This is a genomic window from Micromonospora sp. ATCC 39149 (assembly GCF_000158815.1).
Lineage (GTDB): Bacteria > Actinomycetota > Actinomycetes > Mycobacteriales > Micromonosporaceae > Micromonospora.
In genome coordinates this window covers 4,387,949-4,403,551 of the sequence record NZ_GG657738.1, presented here as the reverse complement: position 1 = coordinate 4,403,551, position 15,603 = coordinate 4,387,949, and the positions used below count along the sequence as shown (strand labels likewise).

General features: G+C 71.8%; 14 protein-coding genes and 1 pseudogene. 8 read left to right on the top strand and 7 right to left on the bottom strand.

The genetic code is table 11. From position 1 onward, the window contains the following. The gene (locus tag MCAG_RS19030) at positions 1 to 1,080 is read left to right on the top strand and encodes an NAD(P)-dependent oxidoreductase (protein WP_007074611.1); all 1,080 of its coding nucleotides are present in this window, start codon (positions 1 to 3) and stop codon (positions 1,078 to 1,080) included. Here MCAG_RS19030 and MCAG_RS19025 read toward each other — a convergent pair. The 4 genes from MCAG_RS19025 to MCAG_RS19010 form a co-directional block, all read right to left on the bottom strand. Continuing rightward, positions 1,038 to 1,640, bottom strand: a complete 603-nt coding sequence (locus MCAG_RS19025) for a dTDP-4-dehydrorhamnose 3,5-epimerase family protein (RefSeq protein ID WP_007074610.1) — start codon at positions 1,638 to 1,640, stop codon at positions 1,038 to 1,040. The genes MCAG_RS19030 and MCAG_RS19025 overlap by 43 nt on opposite strands. A 7-nt stretch (positions 1,641 to 1,647) precedes the next feature. Further along, the gene (locus MCAG_RS19020; RefSeq protein ID WP_007074609.1) at positions 1,648 to 2,898 is read right to left on the bottom strand and encodes a class I SAM-dependent methyltransferase; all 1,251 of its coding nucleotides are present in this window, start codon (positions 2,896 to 2,898) and stop codon (positions 1,648 to 1,650) included. Between the two features lie 108 nt (positions 2,899 to 3,006). Further along, positions 3,007 to 4,128: a DegT/DnrJ/EryC1/StrS aminotransferase family protein gene (locus tag MCAG_RS19015; RefSeq protein WP_007074608.1), complete on the bottom strand. Its 1,122-nt coding sequence runs from the start codon at positions 4,126 to 4,128 to the stop codon at positions 3,007 to 3,009. A gap of 10 nt (positions 4,129 to 4,138) precedes the next feature. Continuing rightward, entirely contained in the window at positions 4,139 to 5,404 is a 1,266-nt protein-coding gene (locus MCAG_RS19010; RefSeq protein ID WP_007074607.1) for an acyl-CoA dehydrogenase family protein, read from the bottom strand. A gap of 255 nt (positions 5,405 to 5,659) precedes the next feature. On the opposite strand from MCAG_RS19010, the gene MCAG_RS19005 reads away from it, so the two are divergent. The 5 genes from MCAG_RS19005 to MCAG_RS18985 are packed head-to-tail and all read left to right on the top strand — an operon-like array spanning position 5,660 to position 10,881. Then, positions 5,660 to 6,829: a glycosyltransferase gene (locus MCAG_RS19005; RefSeq protein ID WP_036374219.1), complete on the top strand. Its 1,170-nt coding sequence runs from the start codon at positions 5,660 to 5,662 to the stop codon at positions 6,827 to 6,829. Beyond that, positions 6,814 to 7,752 carry an NAD-dependent epimerase/dehydratase family protein gene (locus MCAG_RS19000; protein WP_007074605.1) on the top strand — a complete coding sequence of 313 codons (939 nt, stop codon included), beginning with the start codon at positions 6,814 to 6,816 and terminating at the stop codon, positions 7,750 to 7,752. Before MCAG_RS19005 ends, MCAG_RS19000 begins: the two co-directional genes overlap by 16 nt. Further along, on the top strand, positions 7,749 to 8,792 hold the full coding sequence (locus MCAG_RS18995; protein WP_007074604.1) for a glycosyltransferase family 2 protein: 1,044 nt from the start codon (positions 7,749 to 7,751) through the stop codon (positions 8,790 to 8,792). Before MCAG_RS19000 ends, MCAG_RS18995 begins: the two co-directional genes overlap by 4 nt. Further along, positions 8,789 to 9,844 carry a hypothetical protein gene (locus MCAG_RS18990; protein WP_007074603.1) on the top strand — a complete coding sequence of 352 codons (1,056 nt, stop codon included), beginning with the start codon at positions 8,789 to 8,791 and terminating at the stop codon, positions 9,842 to 9,844. The genes MCAG_RS18995 and MCAG_RS18990 overlap by 4 nt, the downstream gene beginning before the upstream one ends. A 14-nt stretch (positions 9,845 to 9,858) precedes the next feature. Further along, positions 9,859 to 10,881 carry a glycosyltransferase gene (locus tag MCAG_RS18985; protein WP_007074602.1) on the top strand — a complete coding sequence of 341 codons (1,023 nt, stop codon included), beginning with the start codon at positions 9,859 to 9,861 and terminating at the stop codon, positions 10,879 to 10,881. 98 nt (positions 10,882 to 10,979) lie between these two features. Here the strand turns inward: MCAG_RS18985 and MCAG_RS18980 are convergent, their stop codons facing one another. Further along, on the bottom strand, positions 10,980 to 11,741 hold the full coding sequence (locus tag MCAG_RS18980) for a phytanoyl-CoA dioxygenase family protein (RefSeq protein WP_007074601.1): 762 nt from the start codon (positions 11,739 to 11,741) through the stop codon (positions 10,980 to 10,982). A gap of 199 nt (positions 11,742 to 11,940) precedes the next feature. On the opposite strand from MCAG_RS18980, the gene MCAG_RS18975 reads away from it, so the two are divergent. Both MCAG_RS18975 and MCAG_RS36305 read left to right on the top strand, forming a co-directional pair. Beyond that, positions 11,941 to 12,693: an HAD family hydrolase gene (locus MCAG_RS18975; RefSeq protein WP_007074600.1), complete on the top strand. Its 753-nt coding sequence runs from the start codon at positions 11,941 to 11,943 to the stop codon at positions 12,691 to 12,693. Beyond that, positions 12,653 to 13,555 (top strand): annotated as a pseudogene (locus tag MCAG_RS36305) (NAD-dependent epimerase/dehydratase family protein); the annotation flags it as partial. The gene MCAG_RS18975 and the pseudogene MCAG_RS36305, both read left to right, overlap by 41 nt. Before the next feature lie 69 nt (positions 13,556 to 13,624). On the opposite strand, the gene MCAG_RS34990 reads toward MCAG_RS36305, so the two are convergent. Further along, positions 13,625 to 14,539 carry a glycosyl hydrolase gene (locus MCAG_RS34990; protein WP_232290222.1) on the bottom strand — a complete coding sequence of 305 codons (915 nt, stop codon included), beginning with the start codon at positions 14,537 to 14,539 and terminating at the stop codon, positions 13,625 to 13,627. Between the two features lie 150 nt (positions 14,540 to 14,689). Beyond that, the gene (locus tag MCAG_RS18960; protein ID WP_007074597.1) at positions 14,690 to 14,938 is read right to left on the bottom strand and encodes a LuxR C-terminal-related transcriptional regulator; all 249 of its coding nucleotides are present in this window, start codon (positions 14,936 to 14,938) and stop codon (positions 14,690 to 14,692) included. Positions 14,939 to 15,603 lie beyond the last annotated feature (665 nt).

The window sequence follows — 15,603 nt, the reverse complement described above, 5'->3', positions numbered from 1 at the left end:
GTGACCGGCCGAGCGGGCGAGCCCGCCGACCGGCCCGTCGTCGCCGTCCTCGGCGCCTCCGGCCTGGTCGGCACCGCTGTGCTGGCCGCGCTCGCCGACCGGGCGGTCACCGTCCGGGCCGTCGCCCGCCGGGCTGCCGTGCTGCCCGCCGCGCCGGGCCGCGCGGCGTTTGAGGTGGTACGGGCCGACCTGACCGACCGGGGAGCCCTGGCGGCGGCGGTACGCGACGCGACGGCCGTGGTCAACCTCACCCTGGACAGTTCCGGCTGGCGGGGCGCCGACGACGACCGCAGCGCGCGGGTCAACGTCGAGCTGACCCGGGAACTCGTCGGGATGCTCCGCCCCGGGCCGGGCGGCACGCCCACCACACTGGTCTTCGCCGGCTCCGCCTCCCAGGTGGGCCGGCCGCCCCGGATCCCGATCGACGGCACCGAGCCGGACCACCCCGCCACCCCGTACGACCGGCAGAAGCAGGCCGCGGAGTCGCTGGTCGTGGCGGCCACCGGGGCCGGCGTCGTGAACGGGGTGTCGCTGCGACTGCCCACCGTGTTCGGCCCGGTGCCGCCGGGCGCCGGGCCCGACCGGGGCGTGGTGTCCACGATGATCCGCCGGGCGCTGTCCGGAGCGCCACTGACCATGTGGCACGACGGCCGGGTGCAACGGCAACTGCTGTACGTGGCCGACGCCGCCGCCGCCTTCGTGGCGGCGCTGGACCACCCCGGGGCGCTGACCGGCCGGCACTGGCCGCTCGGCGACGGCCGGGGTGAACGGCTCGGGGACCTGTTCCGCGCCATCGCCGCCCTGGTGGCCGAGCGGACCGGTCGGCCACCGGTGCCGGTGCTGGCCGTGCCCCCGCCCGACGAGGCCCGGGTCAGCGACTTCCACGACATGGTCGTTGACGCCTCGGCCTTCCAGGCGGTCACCGGGTGGGCGCCCCGGGTGCCGTTGCGCCTCGCGCTGGACCGCACCGTCGCGGCGCTCGCCCGCGACGACAGCGGCCCCGAGGCCCCGGGCGGCGTCGGCCCGACGCGGGCGGATCAGGCCCGGAAGCCGGACTCGATCTCCAGGCAGGTCCGGTAGTCGGGCAGCAACCCACGGGCGAGCGCCTGGTCGAAGGTGATCGCGGTGCGGTCCCGCTCCGACAGGATCGGTTCGACGTCCTCGGGGATGGGCAGGCCCAGCCCGGGGTCGAGCGCGTCGAGCGCCAGTTCGTTCTCGAAGACGTACTCCTGGGACAGGACGTACGACATGACGGTGTCGTCGGCCAGGGCGACGAACATGTGCGCGACCCCGACCGGCAGGTAGACCGCCTGGAACTCCTCGCTGTCGAGCACCACGCTGTCCCACTTGCCGAACGTCGGTGAGCCCACCCGCACGTCGAGGACCAGGTCGAGCACCCGGCCGTGCGGGCAGGAGACGAACTTCGCGGTGCCGGGCGGGGTACGGGTGAAGTGCAGCCCCCGCAGCGTCCCCCGGCGGGAGACGCTGTAGCTGGTCTGCCGCACGGGGAACAGCGGGTACCCGACCGTGTCCCGGAACAACGAGTCGAGATACGGCGAGAGGAACACCCCCCGGTAGTCCGGGTAGACGGTGGGCGCGAAGGCGTACGCGCCTTCGACGGTCAGCGGGCGGGCGGACACCGGCGGGTCAGCTCGTCACGTGTACGCGGGGGACGTACAGGATCCACTGTCCGCCAGCCCGGCGGAACTCCTGCTCCTTCGCCATGATCTCGTCGGCGTGGTTCCAGGCGAAGAGCAGCGCGTAGTCCACCGCGTCGGGCGTGAACGCGTCCGGGGTGCGCACCGGGATGTGCGTGCCGGGGGTGAGCCGGCCCTGCTTGGCCGGCGTCGTGTCGCACACCCAGGAGACCAGGTCCGGACCGATGCCGCAGAAGTTCGTCACGGTGGCGCTCTTCGCCGTCGCGCCGTACGCCACCACCCGCTTGCCCTCGGCCTTGAGCGAGTTCAGCAGGGCGAGCAGGTCGGTGCGGATGCCCTCGACGTCGGCGGCGAACCTGTCGAGCCGGCTGCGGTCGGCGACCCCTCGGGCGTCCTCCTCGCCGATCAGCGCGGCCACCCGCTCGGCCGGCTGCCGCGCGCCGGCACGGGCGATGGTGTAGCGGACCTCCCCACCGTGCACCGGAAGGCGTTCCACGTCGACGAGCGCGAAGCCGAAGCGGGCCGCCAGCGCCTGCACCGACCGCGCCGAGAAGAAGAAGAAATGCTCGTCGTAGATCTGGTCGAAGGACGTCTTGTCCAGGATGTCCCCGAGGTACGGGTCCTCGAAGACGAAGACCCCGTCCGGTGCCAGCAGCGCGTCAACGCCCCGGAGGATGGAGTCGAGGTAGGGGATGTGGCAGATGGTGTTGGCCGCGAAGATCACATCGGCGGGGCCGTCGGTCTCCCTGACCCGGCGGGCGGTGGACTCCTCGAAGAACTCGGTGACCACCCGCACCCCGTGCCCACGGGCCACATCGGCCACCCCACCCGACGGCTCGAAGCCCAGGTGCCGCACTCCCGCCTCGTGGACGGTACGCAGCATCACCCCGTCGTTGCAGCCGATCTCCACCACGAACGGGTCCGGGCCGGTGGCCTCGTGCTCCAGCAGGTGCCGCGCGGTGTCGGCGAAGTGCTTCTGCATCACGGAGGAGCCCGACGAGTGGTACGGGTAGTCCTGGTGGAACATCTCCTCCCGGGGCACCTCCTCCATGAGCTGCACCATCGTGCAGCCCGCGCAGACCCCCACCGCCAGGTGGAAGAAGAACTCGTCCGCGAGCTGGTCCTCGGTGAGGAACCGGTCGGAGAGCGGCTGCCGACCCAGGTCGAGGAACTGGGCGGTGGTGCCGCCACACGCCCGGCAGGTGCCGCGCCGGGGCGTGCCGTCGGCTGAATCGGTCATCGCATTCCTTCCATGGATACCCCTGCCTCAGGCAGGGGCGGATGTCAACGACGTCTCCTTGTCGGGATGGGTCGTCCAGCTCTCGGCTGCGGCGTGCCGGCCGGCGACTCAGAGCGCCGCGAGCACGTCGCGCAGCGCGTCGATCACCCGGTCCTGCGTCTCCGGCGGCAGCGAGGGATACATGGGGAGGGAGAAGATCTCGCCGGCCAACCGTTCCGTGGTGGGGAGGGAGCCGGTCTGGTAGCCGAGCTTGGCGAAGCCGGTCATGGTGTGCACCGGCCAGGGGTAGCTGATGTTGAGCGCGATGTCCCGCGCCGCCAACTGTTCGAGGATGCGGTCGCGGGCGGGGTGGCGGACCACGTAGACGTACCAGACGTGTTCGTTGTCGGTCGCCGTCACCGGCAGGGTCAGGCCGACCTGGTCGGCGATGTCGGCCAGGCCCTCCTCGTAGCGCCGGGCCACGGCGCGGCGCCCGGCGATGTAGTCGTCGAGCCGGCACAGCTTGCGGCGCAGGATCTCGGCCTGCACCTCGTCGAGGCGGCAGTTGTGCCCCGGCGTCTCGACGACGTAGTAGACCTGTTCCATGCCGTAGTAGCGCAGCCGCCGCAGCCGCTCGTCGATCACGGCGTCCGCGGTGACCACGCCGCCGCCGTCGCCGTACGCGCCCAGCACCTTCGTCGGATAGAACGAGAAGGCAGCGGCGTCGCCCATCGTGCCGGCCAGCCGTCCGCCCCGACGCGCGCCGTGCGACTGCGCGCAGTCCTCCAGGACCTTGAGGCCGTGTTCCCGGGCCACCCGCAGCACCGGGTCCATGTCGACGCACTGGCCGTAGAGGTGCACCGGCAGCAGCGCCTTCGTCCGGGGGGTGACCGCCTCGGCCAGCAGCTCGGTGTCCATCAGGTAGTCGTCGGCGCGGACGTCCACGAAGACCGGCGTCGCGCCGACCGCGTCGATGGCGAGCACCGTCGGCGCGGCCGTGTTGGAGACGGTGATGACCTCGTCGCCCGGCCCGACGTCGAGCGCCTGGAGTGCGAGCTTGATGGCGTTGGTGCCGTTGTCCACCGTGACGCAGTGCGGCATGTCGTGATAGGCGGCGAACTCCTGCTCGAAGCCGCGCACGCTCGCGCCGAGGATGAGGTTCCCGGACTCGAAGACCGTCTGCACGGCGTCGAGGAGGTCGTCCCGTTCCTTCTCGTACTCCGGCAGGTAGCCCCACACTCGGATGGTCATCTTCGCCCTTCTACGCCGAGGTCCGGGAGCGGAGCGCGCGCACGCTCATGTAGTCGTTGTCCCGGTCGAGTCCAAGTGCCTGACCGCTCAGGTAGTCGACGGCGTCCACGTAGCTGTAGGGCTGCATGAACCCGCCGGCCCGCACGTCGCGATAGAGCCGGGAGAGTGGGTGCCCGGCCGTGTAGGCGAGGCCGCCGACCAGGCTGAGGCAGTCGTCCACCACCGCCGGGGCCAGCTCGTTGACGGTCATCTTCGCGTACTGGAACGGGGTCATCATCCGTCGGCCGCGTTCGTCCGGGTCGCCGGACAGGTCGACCGACGCCGCGTCGGCGTTGGTCAACGCCGCGCCGACCGTGGTGCGTAGCGCGTAGAGCCGGGTGTCCAGCCCGGCGACCAGCGCCCGGGCACCGGCCCGTGGCTCGCCGCCGCGCCCCGCGCAGAAACCGACCGCGATGTCCCGGGCCGCCTGGGCGATGCCGGCGTAGATGCCGAGCATGGTGATCGAGCTGACCGTCTGCCCGGCCAGCACGGCGTCCCGCCGGGCCCCGACCGGGCCGCGCTCCAGCAGCTCGTCGGCCCGGACCGGGCACCGGTCGAAGACCACCTCCAGCGTCCCCGAGGCACGCATTCCCAGGCCGTCCCAGTTGTCCAGCACCGTGAGCCCGGGGGCGTCGCGGTGCACGACCGGCACGGCGAGGAACACCGAGCCGTCGTCGTCGCGCCGCTGGGCGTGCACGAAGAAGTGGGTCGCGATGGGCGCCATGCTGACCAGCACCTTGCGGCCCGACAGCAGCCAGCCGCCGGCGCCGTCGGAATGCAGCTCGGTGACCACGCCGGGGGCGTCCTTGAGCGCGCCGCAGACGGCGGCCTCGCCCTCCGCCATCGCCCGCAGCAGCCGCTCCGCCATCGCGCGCACCGGCGGCGTGCCGTGCTGCCACTCGTAGGTGAGGGTGAGGCCCCGGCTGAGCTGCACGTGCCAGGCCAGCGCGGTGGACGCGTCGGCCTCGGCCAGCCGCATCAGCGCGGTCGCCACGTCGTACAGCCGGGTCAACCCCAGGCCGCCCAGCTCGGCGGGAACGGTGGCGCCCATCAACCCGAGCTTCGCGAACTGCTCGAACGCCTCCACCGGGAAGGTGCCGGTGCGGTCCCGGTCGGCGGCCTCCGCACTGATTCTCGGGATCACGCCGGCAAGCAGGTCGACCACCGTGCGCCCCGCCGGCGTGAGCGGCGCGCGAAGATCCGCCGCCACCCATCTCTCCTCGGTCAGATTAGACATCGCCTGCTTCCGTTCGCGCTGTGCCGAACCTGTCGCTATCAGGGTGCGCGGCGATCACCAATTGCTGGCTGATTGTCCACCGACGATGCTCGACAGGGATACCCAGAATAGGCGGCAACGGCTTGGCGAAACCCCTGTCGTGCGCCGGAGTTCGCCAAGTCTAGTTGGATCACTCGAGCTTCCCCCGCAGAAGCCGTGAACCATGGGCCAGCGGTTGACGTCGCTATATATTCGGCCGACACGTGCGGAGGACTCGTGAAGATACTGTTCATCGCAGGACCGACGAAGTCCAGCCTATTCGGCCTGGCCCCACTGGCAATCGCCGCCCGGATGAGCGGGCACGAGGTCGTGATGGCTTCCACGCAGGAGGTCGTACCGGCGACGATGTCCGTCGGGCTGCCGGCCTTCCCGCTGGCGGCGCTGACCCTCGCCGAGCTCATGACCACCGACCGGGCCGGCGATCCGCTGCGCATCCCGGCCGAGGACGCCGCCTTCGTCCCCTTCGTCGGCCGGATGTTCGGCCGGCTGGCGGCGATCAGCCTGGATCCGCTGCGCGACCTGGTCGGCGGGTGGCGGCCCGACCTGATCGTCGGCGGCCCGCACGCCTACGCCGCGCCGATCCTGGCCACCGAACTTGGGGTGCCCTGCGTGCGGCACCTGCTCACCGGCAACCCGGTGGACCGCGAGGGCACCCATCCGGGGGTCGACGAGGAGCTGCGGCCGGAGCTGGCCGCGCTCGGCCTGGCCCAGGTGCCGCCGTTCCACCTGGCCCTGGACATCTTCCCGGCCAGCACCCGGATCGACGACGTCCCGCCGGCGCAGCCGGTGCGACCGCTGCGCTGGATTCCGACCAACCAGCAGCAGCCGGTGGCGCCGTGGATGCTCTCGCGCGGGCCGCGTCGCCGTGTCCTGGTCACCGCCGGCAGTCTGGTCACCACCACCCACAACTTCGACTTCCTCCACGGACTGGCCGGCACCCTGGCCGAGCAGGACGTCGAGGTCGTGGTCGCGGCGCCGCCGGAGGTGGGTCGGGCCCTGCACGACGTGCCGGGTGTGCGGCACGCCGGCTGGCTCCCGCTGGACGTGGTGCTGCCCCACTGTGACCTGATCGTGCACCACTCCGGCACGATGACCGCGCTGACCGCCTTGAACGCGGGGGTGCCCCAGCTGATCGTGCCGCAGGAGAGCCGGTTCATCGAGTGGGCGCGCAACCTGTCGACCCTGGGCGTGGCGCAGACCCTCGCGCCGGGCGAGGACACGCCGGAGGCCGTGGGCAAGGTCGCCCGCCTGCTGCTGGAGGATCCGGTCCACGCCACCAGCGCCGCCGCGATCGCCCGGGAGATCGCCGAGATGCCCGGCCCCACGGAGGTCGTGGGCCAGCTCACCGAGTTCGCGACCCGGGGCCTGACATGCGCGTCCTCGTGACCGGCGGAGCCGGGTTCATCGGCTCCCACCTCACCGACGCGCTGCTCGAACGCGGCGACAGCGTCACCGTGCTCGACGACCTGTCCACCGGGCGGCCCGAGCGGCTGCCCGCCGGGGTGCCGCTGCACCACGGGTCGATCACCGACCGGGCCGGGTTGACCCGGCTGGCCGAGCAGTGTCGCCCGGAGGTCATCTGCCACCTGGCCGCCCAGGCGGACGTGCGCAACTCGGTGGCCGACGCCACCTCGGACACCGGGGTCAACGTGGTCGGCACCGTCAACGTCCTGGAGGCCGCCCGGGCCATCGACGCCCGGGTGGTCTTCGCCTCCAGCGGCGGCGCCCTCTACGGGGAGGTCGACGAGCTGCCCTCCCCCGAGGACGTCCGGCCGGCGCCGTGGGCGCCGTACGGGGCCGCCAAGTACTGCGCGGAGCAGTACCTGGCGCTCTACAACCGGCTCTACGGCTCGACCCACGCGGCGCTGCGGCTCGGCAACGTGTACGGGCCACGCCAGGACCCGACCGGCGAGGCCGGGGTCGTCTCGATCTTCTGCGGCTGCCTGGTGGCCGGGCGCCGGCCGACGGTGTTCGGCGACGGCGAGCAGACCCGGGACTACATCTACGTGGCCGACGTGGTGGAGGCGTTCCTGCTCGCGGTCGGGCACGGTGGCCCCGGCCTGTGGAACATCGGCACCGGGACCTCCACCAGCATCCGCAAACTACTGGACCTGGTCGGCCGCACCGCCGGGCGCGTCCCGGACCCCCGCTTCGAGCCACCCCGCCTGGGCGAGCTGAAGCACTCCGCGCTGGAGGTGACCCGCGCGGCCCGGGAGCTGCGCTGGGCGGCCCGAACGAGGCTCGCCGACGGCATCGCGAAGGTCTACAAGTGGGTCGAGGCGGACGAACCGGTCCGGGGGGAGCGATGACCCGCGAGGGGTCAACGCCGCCGGTTAGGGTCGCCACCATCACGGTCGGCACCAACGAGATCCGTTGGCTGGACCGCGCGCTCGGCTCGCTGCTCGCCAGCGACACGACCGGCTTCGAGCTGACGGTCTTCTACGTGGACAACGCCTCGGCCGACGGCAGCGTGGCGCACGTCATGTCGGCGTTTCCCGGCGTCCGGGTCATCCGAAACCCCCGCAATCTCGGCTTCACCGGCGCGAACAACGTCGGCATGCGGGCGGCCCTGGCGGAGGGCTTCGACCACATCTTCCTGGTCAACCCGGACACCTGGACACCGCCGGGGCTGGTCCGCGGGCTGGTCGAGTTCGCGCAGCGGTGGCCGCAGTACGGCGTCATCGGCCCGTTGCAGTACCGCTACGACCCGGCGTCGACCGAGTTGACCGACTTCAACGACTGGACGCAGGTCGCCCTCTACCTGGGCGAGCAGCACACCTTCGCCGGCGACCTGCTGGATCATCCCTCGCACGTCACCGCGACGGTCCGCGACCGCGCGCCGCGCACCCTGGAGCACGCGTACGTGCAGGGCTCGGCGCTGTTCGTCCGGGCCGCCGTGCTACGCGAGGTCGGCCTGCTCGACGAGGTGTTCCACACCTACTACGAGGAGGTCGACCTGTGCCGGCGGGCCCGGTGGGCGGGCTGGCGGGTGGCGCTCCTACTCGACCTCGGCATCCAGCACAAAGGCGGCGGTGGCACCGCCGCGAGCGCGTACAGCCGGATACACATGCGCCGCAACCGCTACTACTATCTGCTGACCGATGTGGACTGGCCCCCGGCCAAGGCCGCCCGGCTCGCCGCCCGCTGGCTGTTCTCCGACGTCCGTGGGCGGGGCGTGACGGGTCGGACGAGCGCGGGCGTCGGGGCGCGGGAGACCTTCGTGGCGCTCGGGTGGCTGGCCCGCCAGGCCCCGGTGATCCGGGAACGTCGTCGGCGGCACCGGCTGCTGCGGGCACGAGGGACGGGCGTGGACCGCGCCCGAGAGCGGAAGGAAACCGTGCGGGGATGAGCAGGCCACGGATTCTCGTCGCGGGCAACTTCCACTGGCAGGCCGGGTTCAGCCAGACCGTCGCCGCGTACGTGCGGGCGGCCCGGGAGGCCGACTGCGAGGTGCGGCTCTGCGGCCCGCTGTCCCGGGTCGACGCCGAGACGGCCCGGCACCTGCCGGTCGAGCCGGACCTCCGCTGGGGCACCCACCTGGTGATCATGTTCGAGGCCAAGCAGTTCCTCACCGAGGCGCAACTGGACCTCGTCGAGGCGTTCCCCCGACAGCGCCGGGCCATCGTCGACTTCGACGGGCACTGGGGTGCCGAGGAGGGCGGGGACGGCGACAGCGCGTCGGGCCGGTACTCCGCGGAGAGTTGGCGGCGGTTGTACTCGACCCTGAGCGACCTGATCCTGCAACCCCGGCTGGGTCCGCTCCCGGCCGGCGCCCGGTTCTTCAAGTGCTTCGGCCTGGCAGCGCCGGTGCGGCACCCGCTGGAACTGGGCACCGGCGCGCAGTCGCGCCCGTACGACCTCCAGTACATCGGCAGCAACTGGTGGCGGTGGGAGCCGATGACCGAGATGGTCGAGGCCGCGGCGGCGGCCCGGCCGCCGCTGCGCCGGCTGCGGGTGTGCGGACGCTGGTGGGACGGCGGCAGTTGCGCGGGCTTCGAGGAGGCGACGCTCAGCGAGCCGGGCTGGCTGCGGGCGCGCGGCGTCGAGGTGCATCCGCCCGTGCCGTTCGGCCACGTGGTCGAGCAGATGGGCCGGTCGCTGATCTCACCGGTCCTGGTGCGGCCGCTGGTCACCAGCACCGGCCTGTTGACCCCCCGGATGTTCGAGACGCTGGCCTCGGGCAGCCTGCCCGTGCTCCCGGTCGCCGCGAAGTTCCTCGCGCCGGTCTACGGCGACGAGGCGGAACACCTGATGCTCGGCGACGACCCGGCCGGAACGCTGAGCCGGCTCTCGGCCGAGCACGAACGGTACGGACGACTGGTCGGTGAGATTCAGGACCGGCTCCGCGTCGAGTACGGCTACCCTCGCGTCCTGCGGGACCTGCTCGATCTGCTGGCCTGAGGAATGAGGAGCAGATGACCCCCCTGCGGATCGCGATGGTCAACATACCGTTCCGGTTGCCGAGCGACGAGCGGCAGTGGATCACGGTCCCGCCGCAGGGGTACGGCGGGATCCAGTGGATCGTGGCCAACAAGATCAAGGGCCTGCTCGAACTCGGGCACGAGGTGTTCCTGCTCGGTGCCCCGGGCAGTCCGCGTACGCATCCACGCCTGACCGTGGTGCCGGCGGGCGAGCCCGAGGACATCCGGGCATGGTTGAAGTCCGCTCCGGTGGACGTCGTCAACGACTACAGCTGCGGCAAGGTGGATCCGATCGAGCTGCCCCCGGGGGTCGGCCTGGTGGCCTCGCACCACATGACCACCCGCCCGTCCTATCCGGCCGGCTGCGTGTACGCCTCGAAGGCGCAGCGGGAGCAGTGCGGCGGCGGCGCGGACGCCCCGGTCATCCCGATCGGGGTGGATCCGTCGCTCTACCGCCCCGGCGACCGCAAGGACGACTTCCTGCTCTTCATGGGCCGGATCTCCCCGTTCAAGGGCGCGCTGGAGGCGGCCGCGTTCGCCCGGGCCGCCGGCCGCCGGCTACTGATGGCCGGTCCGGCCTGGGAGCCGGAGTACCTCGACCGGATCATGGGCGAGTACGGCGACCACGTCACCCTCGTCGGCGAGGTGGGGGGTCAGGAACGTATGGACCTGCTCGCCACGGCGGCTGCCATCCTGGTGCTCTCCCAGCCGGTGCCCGGCCCGTGGGGCGGCACGTGGTGCGAGCCGGGTGCGACCGTGGTGTCCGAGGCGGCGGCCAGCGGCACCCCGGTGGTCGGCACGAGCAACGGCTGCCTGGCGGAGATCGTGCCGGCCGTCGGCGAGGTGGTGGGCTTCGGCACCGGCTTCGACGAGCGGGAGGCCCGAGCGGTGCTGTCCCGACTGCCGTCGCCCGCCCAGGCGCGGAAGGCCGCGATCCGGTGCTGGGGGCACGTGGAGATCGCCCGGCGCTACGAGGCGGTGTACCGCGACGTGCTGGCCGGCGCGCGCTGGTCCTGAGCCGGCCCGGGCGGCGGCTACGGTCGCGACCGTAGGGGGTGCCCGCCGCACGCGGAAGCGCCGGTGTCGGCGGTCCGACACCGGCGCGCCCGGCCAGGTCAGCTCCGGTCGTGCAGCCAGGGTCGCGGCTCGGGGTCGGTCACCTCGACCGGCTGGCTCATGAACACCAGGACGTACGCGCGGCGCGGCTGGTCCGTCTCGTTCGGGCCGGCGTAGTGCGGCGCACGGAAGTCGTGCATGACCGCCTCGCCCGGCCGCAGCGGGCAGGCGACGCTGTCCGTGTCGTCGACCTCGTCCGTCATCAGACCTTCGATGCGGTCGTCGTGGTTGATGTGATGGTGCGGGAGCACCCCGCCCCGGTGCAGGCCCGGCAGGTACTGGAGACAGCCGCTGGACACCGTCGCCTCGTCGAGCGGGGTCCAGATGCTCAGGCCGCGACGGGACCAGCGCGGGTCCATGTACGCCTCGTCCTGGTGCCACGGAGTGGGTGCGCCGTAGCGCGGCGGCTTGAGGATCGCGTGGCCGTAGAAGTCGAGTTCGTCCTCGGGGATGTCGAGGAAAGCGGAGGCGATGGCCCGGCATCGCGCGAAGTGCGCGGTCTCCACCAACTCCGGCAGGTATTTCTCCGGCCGGACGATCTGCGGGAGACGGGCAGGCGCGGCGTCGTCGCCACGGCCGGCGATGTCCCGGTAGTCGCCGGTGTCGGGCGACGCGTGATCGGCGAAGAGCCGGTCGTAGGCGGCCCGGAGCCAGGCGACCTCGGCGTCGTCGGCGAGCTGCGGGAGAGTCACGAAGCCATCGCGCCGGTAAGCCTCCAGCCGACGGTCGACGACCTCCGCACCAACAGTCCCCACGGCCATTTGACCACCTCTCGGAATAGCCTGTCCGCGAATAAACCATACGGTAGGAACAGCGCGGCGATACCGCTCCCGAGCGGGAAATAGGGATTCGACTAGTATTCGGTCCGCGCCGCTGCCAGAACGGCACGCGCTCTCGATTGTCCATTCATCCCCGTGCGAGACTCGCCTCGATGTCCTCGATGTCGGTGGGGGGTTTGGGATGACCGGGCACAGCGCCGTCGCGCTGGACGTCGGCGGGGTCGTCTACTACGACGAGCCGTTCGAGCTGGCCTGGCTCCAGGACACCTTCGACCGCCTCCAGGCCACCGACCCGACGCTCGACCTGCGTGCGTTTCTGGAGCACGTCGAGCGGTTCTACCACTACGGCGAGGGCGACCCAACCGGCCGGACCTGGCTCCACTCGGAGGCCGCCGCGCTGAGCTGGTCGCGGGTCCGGCAGTCCTGGGGCGAGCTGGCCCAGGAGATTCCCGGTGCCGTTCGCGCGGTCACCAGGCTGGCCAGGGAACTACCCGTCGTGATCGTCGCCAACCAGCCCCCCGAGTGCGCGGACGTACTGGCCCGGTGGCAGGTCAGCCAGGTCTGCCGGGAGGTGCTCCTCGACTCCCTCGTCGGGGTGGCCAAGCCCGACCCGGCCCTGCTCGGGCTCGCCCTGCGGCGGCTGGCGATCCCGCCCGCCGAGTTGCTGGTGGTGGGCAACCGGACGGATCACGACGTCCTGCCCGCGCTCGGGCTCGGTTGCCCGGTGGCGTTCGTGCTGCCCGATCCGGCGTACCGCCGGCCGCCGGGCGTCCATCCGGACCTGGTCCGGGTCTACACGGAGCTGAGGGCGTTCCGCACCGGCTCCCCGCCCGCGGACGCCCGGGTCACCACCGTGGCGTCCCTGGCGGCCCTGGCCGACTCTCCCCTGACGAGTGCCACCCCGCGTTCGAACGCCGGCACCGGCGGACTTTGACGAAGGAGTGCAGTTGCGACGCCCCGCAGCGGTGGTCGGCGCCACCGGCTTCATCGGCTCACGCCTCGTCTCCCGCCTGGCCGAGGCCGGGCATCCGGTGGCGCGCTTCAGCCGTGCCGCCCCACCCGTCGTCGACGGCCGGCCCGCGCCGGGGCTCCGCGAGGCGCAGGTCGTCTACTTCCTCGCCGCCCGGCTGAGCCCGGCGCTGGCGGAGCAGCAACCGGAACGGGTCGTCCGGGAACGCGAGTTGTTGCTGGACGTGCTAAGTGCGCTGGCGGGGGTGGACCACCGGCCGGTGTTCGTCCTGGCCAGCTCGGGCGGGGCGGTGTACACGCCGACGGTGTGGCCGCCCTACCACGAGCGGTCGGCCACCGGGCCCGCCTCGGCGTACGGCCGGGCGAAGCTGCGGCTGGAACAGGAGCTGCTGCGCCACACCGACCGGGTGCAGCCGGTGGTGACCCGGCTGAGCAACGTCTACGGTCCGGGGCAGCGGCCGACCCCCGGGTACGGTGTCCTGTCACACTGGCTGGAGGCCACCGTGCGCGGAGAGCCGATCCGGCTCTTCGGCGATCCGGCCGTGGTGCGGGACTACGTACACGTCGACGACGTCACCGCGATCATGGAGGTCATCGCGCAGCGGGCCGGTGACGGCGACCGGGACCGGCTGCCCACGGTCGTGAACGTCGGCTCGGGCCTGCCCACCTCCCTCGCCGAGTTGCTCCAGACGATGTCCACGGTGGCCGGTCGTGAGCTGGAGGTCATCCGGGACGTCCGCCGGCAGTTCGACCATCGGGGCAACTGGCTCGACACCACCCTCGCCCGGGAGACCCTGGGCTGGCAGGCGCGGATCAGCCTCCCCGACGGCGTCCGCCAGTGCTGGGAGGCCGTCCTCACCCGGGCGGGCGGCCCGGGGGGTTCCCCGGCCCGACCGTCAGCCCGGCTCGGGAGAGCGTCTCGGGGGCGGGAACCGCCGCAACCGCGCCCTTCGCAGCAGTTCGTGGCTCAACCCGGCGGCGGTCGCCGCGGTGTAGCCGAGGGCCAGTGGCAGGGCGAGCCGGGATTCCGGGGCCGTACGGTGCCGGTCCCATTCCTTGCGCAGGCCGGCCCGTGCCTGGTTCCGTCCGGCCTCGCACCGCCCCTGCCAGTACGCCCGCCGCAGCAGGTACCGGGGGGTCAGCCGGCCCGGGTCGATGTCATGGGTGACCGCGTGGTCCGGGAGCAGTTGCTCGCGGGCGCCGGCGGCCTTCATGGCGCTGATGAAGGAGGTGTCCTCCCCTGACTGGAGGTTGCCCCCGGTACGGCTGAGGGCCAGGTCGAAATCCAACCCGTGGGCGTGCGCGAACGCGGAGTCCACCCCCATGCACGCGCCCCAGATCTTGATGTTTCCCTGGTCACGGTGCCAGCCGACCAGGTGGAACTGGCCGGAGGTGACGTACCACGGCAGACGCAGCGCGGGGCGGGCCAGCCGGGTGCCGACCACGTGCGCGCCGTCGCGCAGGCTCTTGCGGACGGCGTCGACGGCAGCGGCGTCGAGCCGCACGTCGTCGTCGACGAACATCAGATGGTGGTGCGGCCAGCGGGCGAGCATCGCGTTGCGGGAGGCCGACAGGCCATTGGTGGCACCGAGGATGCGCATGGTGCCGCCGGCGGCCCGGACCTCCTCGGCGACCTCCTCCGCCTCGGCCGTGACGGGCCGGTCCAGCAGGACGTAGTACTCGTCGCCGGAGAGCTGGGCCATGTTGTGCGCGAGGTGTTTCCTGACGTTCTCCACCCGGAACGCGCAGATCGCCACCACCATCGGGTGGTCGGACGGATCGCGGCTGACCACAGAGGCGTTGTTCGGCATCGTCCCTCGACATGAGCGTTGTGGGGCCGGCGGGGAGAGGCGGCCCACCGGATCGCGCTCCGCGGCAGCGTGCCGCGGCCCCGGCCGCCCCACGGACAGGTGGCGCACCGCAGCGCGGCGGGCCGTCCGGTGAGCGGCCGGGGGCGGAGCTCAGGCCGCTTCGTCCTTGCTGACGGTCGGCGGCCAGGTGCCCGCCGCGAGGATGCCCATCGCGTACGCCTTCGCGATCAGGGCCGGCCGGTTGGGCACTCGCAGGTTCTGCAACAGCTTGCTGACGTGGTACTCGACGCCCTGACGGCTGAGGTAGACCTTGTTGGCGATATGCACCGTCCGTTCGCCTGCGGCGATGCTTTCGATGATGCGCGCGTCCAGATCGGACAGTGAGAACTTGAGATTCACAACGCCCCCTTGATTGTGGATCTGTTGGCTCGTACGCGGCCAGACGTCATCGCCCGGACACCCCCCTGAGGTGCCGGTGGACGAGTGGTCGCTTCCGCTGGAAGACCGTCAGCGGCGGAAGGCCGGGTGCCCGCCACTCGTCGTCCTGCGCTTGCGGAGCTGTCTCAGTGTGCGGCGATGCCCCCGGCACGTAGCCCGCCTGACGGGCCTGTCGGCTTGGGCTCCAACTTCGGCAACCCATCGGTTCGCGCTGCACAGAACCAGCGGAGGAACATTGAGTTTCGAAGCCCTTCGCTACTGTCGATCGACATCACTGGCGAAATGAAACCGACCGGATTCGAGCCGATAGTTACGGAAAGTGACAATCGGCTGGCCCTGTCGCTCGCGCTGAACTCACCAATACGCCAAAAGCGTAGCCGGCCCACTGCGGAGCGTCCACCCCCCGAGGATATCGCCAGGCTTCCATGCAGAACTGGCAGGATCTTTCATCTCAGCCGCACCTGGCGACAAAACCCCTGCTCAAGACCATGAGTAAGCAGGCGCGGGAAATCCATGCAGTGACATGTGTCACTTTAGACAACCCAGCTCCAGCCAGGCCCACCACCCTGACAAAAGGGGCGGAATCGCGACCAGAGCGACACCAGCACATTCCTAGGGGATTCCTT